Annotated in this window: 4 protein-coding genes; 3 read left to right on the forward strand and 1 reads right to left on the reverse strand. The window is 35.0% G+C overall.

All coding sequences use genetic code 11. The annotated features are described in order from the left end of the window. The coding region (locus VB797_RS34595; protein WP_323242335.1) for a type IV secretory system conjugative DNA transfer family protein at positions 1-1,060 on the forward strand (1,060 nt) is incomplete at its 5' end. Next, positions 1,029-1,349, forward strand: coding sequence for a TraM recognition domain-containing protein (locus VB797_RS34600; protein WP_323242336.1), 321 nt, complete (start codon positions 1,029-1,031; stop codon positions 1,347-1,349). The genes VB797_RS34595 and VB797_RS34600, both read left to right, overlap by 32 nt. Positions 1,350-1,440: 91 nt before the next feature. Here the strand turns inward: VB797_RS34600 and VB797_RS34605 are convergent, their stop codons facing one another. Then, the gene (locus VB797_RS34605; protein ID WP_323242337.1) at positions 1,441-3,435 is read right to left on the reverse strand and encodes a hypothetical protein; all 1,995 of its coding nucleotides are present in this window, start codon (positions 3,433-3,435) and stop codon (positions 1,441-1,443) included. 344 nt (positions 3,436-3,779) lie between these two features. Between VB797_RS34605 and VB797_RS34610 the strand changes: the two genes are divergently transcribed. Next, positions 3,780-4,617 (forward strand): replicative DNA helicase (locus VB797_RS34610; RefSeq protein ID WP_323242338.1); only part of this gene is annotated, 838 nt, incomplete at its 3' end.

Raw genomic sequence — 4,617 nt, forward strand, 5'->3', positions numbered from 1 at the left:
CGAAAAATTAGCAGCAACTAACCTCGCTCTCAAGCAAATTGAAGAACGCTTTCACAACAAAGTAACTTTTTGGTGCGGTTCACCCCGCTACTGGTTTTCTGGTAAATTCAGAAAATTTGGAGCAGCATTTCAAACTTTCCTTGGAGCATCCCCAACTGTTTGGATTCCCCATGCGGAACGTTCTACCCTTGTTCTTGGCGCTCCCGGTTCCGGTAAAACTTTCGGTACAATTGACCGTATGGCAGAAAGTTGCATGATGCAGGGCTTTCCCCTAATTGTCTACGACAAAAAAGGCGACCAGATGAAACTACTCGCACCCCTGGCAGCACGCTATGGTTACGACGTGCGAATATTTGCTCCTGGGGAACCATACAGCGAAGTAATTAACCCACTCGATTTTATGGAGAATCAGGAAGATGCGGTGAGCGCGGCGCAAATTGCGAACGTGATTAATGCAAATGCTGGTGGTAGCGGTAAAGGTGATGAGTTTTTCTCAAAAGCAGCCGATTTATTAGCTAAAGCACTAATCCAACTAGCGAAAGGAAGTGATTGTCCAGATTTAGCCACCGTTTACTGCATCCAGTCCATCGATGATTTTATCAACAAGTTACACGCAGCAGTAGAAGCAGGTACGATTTCTCGTTGGGTTGCTGCTTCGTTTCAACAATACCTTAAAGCAAAAGACAGCGAAAAAACTATTGCTAGCATCGACACAACCACAGTAGGTATATTTTCTGCTTTTATCCAGCGATCGCTTCTTTCTTCTTTCATCGGTAAAAGTACTATTTCTACTAAATTATCGGGAAAGCAAATCCTGATATTCAAATTAGATGACCCCAGACGCGATGTTGTCGGACCATTGCTTGCGGCAGCATTGCACATGACCATTGTGAGCAATTTATGTACGCAAAGGAAAGACCCGCTAGGAATATTTATCGATGAACTGCCATCACTTTACCTCAAAGCATTACCCCAGTGGATTAATGAGTACAGAAGTAACGGAGCTTGTTTTGTATTAGGTGTCCAATATGAAAGAACAACTAGCGAACGCATACGGTGATAATTTAGCAACCGCTATAATCAGCGCTTGCAGCACTAAAATTCTCTACAACCCAGCAAATTACTCAACTGCGGATAAGTTTTCCCAGTCTTACGGACACAAGGAATTTATCGTTAAAAATAAATCTATCAACGATTCCAAGGAAGGACGAACGGTAACTTGGACGGATAATTTACAGACAATGCCAATCCTTACCGCAGATGAAATTATGCGCTTCCCAATCGGTAAGTGTGTGATTACGAATCCAGGTTATACGTCTGTTGATGAAGGTTCAATTCCTTATCGTTGATGTTAGTCACGATTATGAAGCCATAGATTTGAGAAAAAGAATTGCAGAGCAGCTTTTAGTAAGCGGGGAACATTTAGCACCTGCGATTAAATTACTCAAAATCTTCTTCATCGAAGAAAGATAAGATATTATTTCTCAACTGTTGTTGCCATAAATCTTGTATTTCATCTCTAAAAAAATTATCAATCCCTTTCATTTCATTTTCATACATACATAATACGTCATCTCTATATCCAGAACCTCCACCCCATCTACCCTTTACTTCTAACCAAAAAGGATTGGATTCATTTTGTGGTTTTAAAATCTCCTTTTTTAATTTATTAGAAATCTGATTGCCTAAACTAATTACAATCTCTTCATAACAAGTATCTACTTTATTTTGAATAACTTCCAGGATAGGAATCAATATTGATTTGTCAATTGCTTCTTTTTTTGCAAGTCCAATGGCTCCGGATATTTCATCTTTTGGCTTTCTTAAATTAACTTTAACTAAATCTTCTGCAACATTTTTGCAATCAAAATATATATTTATATCTCTTAAATTATATATTCCACGTCTATTATTAATAGCTCTAAACACCATAACATGATGTTTTTTAAGAGATTGGATATACCTTAATGTTAAATTACAACTTGGATATTTTATAATATTTTGCTCTTCAATCTTTTTTTTTAGATTTAAGAGCAATGTTTCATCCTCAGACTTCAGAACATTTCCATTTTGGATTTGTAAAAAGATTGTTTTTAATTTCCTAACTTCAGCACGAAGTTTTTTTTCTCTTCTTTCAATGAGATTATTAATTTCATTATTTAATCTTTCTTTTTCTAAATTGATATCTGATGTTTCATAATTCGGGTCGATTATATCATCGGATAAATAAAATTGTTTGGCATCGTAAAAAAGTATGTTATCTGGAATAAATTGTATTTTTTGTTGTCTAAATTTGGTTTCAATATCACTTTTTCTTACAGCTATTCCTTCATCTCTATCTTCGACTTGTCCATCTGATGATAATAATTTTTCTGGTTCTCCTTTTTGAGGTAATATAAGTAGTCCAAACTTTGTATCGATATCTTCAGATTCACTTGTAAGATATCTTGCTATTAATTCAGAAACATTTGAAGGTGCAGACTTAAAACTTTCTGTAAAGATACAAATGGTTTGGTCTTTGTTTCTAATATAACTTTCTAAATCTTTTCTATTTTTAACTTCATCTATACCTTTAGTATCAATAATTGAATTGAATTTAGGGTATAGCTTAAAATCAATAATGTTTGGGCTAACGTATATAACGATTTTCCGAGGAATTGAAAAAGTACTTATTTTAGCAAGATTAATTTCATTAAATGTATCTTTTATCCATATTGTCTCGGTATATATATCATTTTCTTTTGTAGAATTTTGCCCTTTTATAAAATTAATTCGAGTTTCTTTTCTCTGAGACAACTTGGCACAATTAATCACCTCGTTTGTAAAATCATCTAATTGAGTAAATTTTTTTGCTAAATCCTCAGCTTGATCTCTCGAATTCCCTTTATGAGATTCTTTTAGATTAACTATATTTCTAATTGCGCGAATTAGTTCAGTAGAAGATAAGTCTAGTAAGTATTCAGAGTTGTAATCAGGATATACTTTTTGCCATATACTAATACAAAATTCTCGAATTAATTCAATCATATCTTCTTCAGAACAAGGAGATATTTCAATGTAAGTTTCTGAAGCTGGTTTTATGATAACTTCGCATATTGTTGTTTTACCAGAACCAGTTGAGAGAATTTCTTTAATACTTGTTATAGTCTTAGATTTAACTTTATCATTTGATTTGATTGTTTTCTTTTCTTCATGTTCATATACAAGATTAAAAAGATGACAAATAGCTGTTGTCTTACCTACACCAACTTGTCCAATAAATAATATGTCATATTTAGAGATTTGTAGAATTTTTTTGATTCTCTCTAATCTATTGTTAATATCCTTTAATGCACCTGAAGATATAGAACACCAAAAGTTTTTTGAATTCTTTCTTCGATTTATTTCCTTTGATATTTGCTCCTGTAAAGATTCAATGTCTTTTTTCCCTCGCATAATATTTACCGCTTAAGTAGATGATGATATATACATAATTCCCCTAAATGATCCAAAACTAACAATTAGTTCAGATATCAGTATTTACCGCAAATTGGTGGTAGAAACCAACTAGCGGCACTTGTAGACCGGACGGTATCGGCAGTTAACATCGATGCCTTGGCTCAATTGGTAATGGATAAATACCACCGACGGCAATTAATCAAAGCCAGCGGCGAAATTTACGCCCTAGCGCACGACCAAACCGAAGAAATAAACAGCTATCTATAGCCTTTTCAAAGGTTCTAGAGGTCAATAACAGCGCAATCGCATCGTTCTCCGAACCAACGCCCTTATCATCCATCTTGATAAATGCCTTTGAACGCATTGAAGAAAAAAGTACGGGTATATCACCAAAGGTCATTAACACTGGATTTGATGGCTTAGATGGGGTAATAGGAGGATTTAAGCCAGGAAAATTAATCACAATTGCTGGTCGTCCGGCGATGGGCAAATCATCGTTTTTAGGTAATTTAGCTTTTAATATTTCGCGACATCAGCAGATGCCAACTGTAATTTTTAGTCTTGAAATGGATAAGGAAGAATGGGGGGATAGGTTTTTATCGACTGATATGCCTATTGAATCAAGCTATTTACAAAATGGCTTTGTTAGTAAAAACCAATGGGAACCTTTAGCGCAATCGATTAGTAGATTAAGCGAATTACCGATTTATATTGATGATTCACCGATGTTAACTATTAATTCAATTCGTACAAAAGTTAAACGATTGATTGCAGAAAATAATCGCATTGGCATGATTGGAATTGACTATTTGCAGTTAATGGAAGGGACGGATGGTGATAGTTTTAATCTGGCTTTTCAAATTGGAAAAATCACCAGAGGATTAAAACAATTAGCACGGGAATGTAACACAACTGTTGTCATATTGTCGCAGTTAAATCGTGGTGTGGAAAGTAGAAATAACAAACGTCCTTTGATGTCAGATTTAAGAGAATCGGGGCGAATTGAGGAAGATTCGGATTTAATATTGCTGCTGTACCGTGATGAATATTACAACCAAAATACGGTTGATCGAGGTATTGCAGAGTTAATTGTTGCCAAGAATAGGGGTGGACCAACGGGAATAATAAAACTGCTGTTTGATGCACAGTTTACTTGTTTTAAAAATTTGGTACCACAGC

The organism is Rivularia sp. UHCC 0363 (genome assembly GCF_034931125.1).
Taxonomy (GTDB): Bacteria; Cyanobacteriota; Cyanobacteriia; order Cyanobacteriales; family Nostocaceae; genus Rivularia.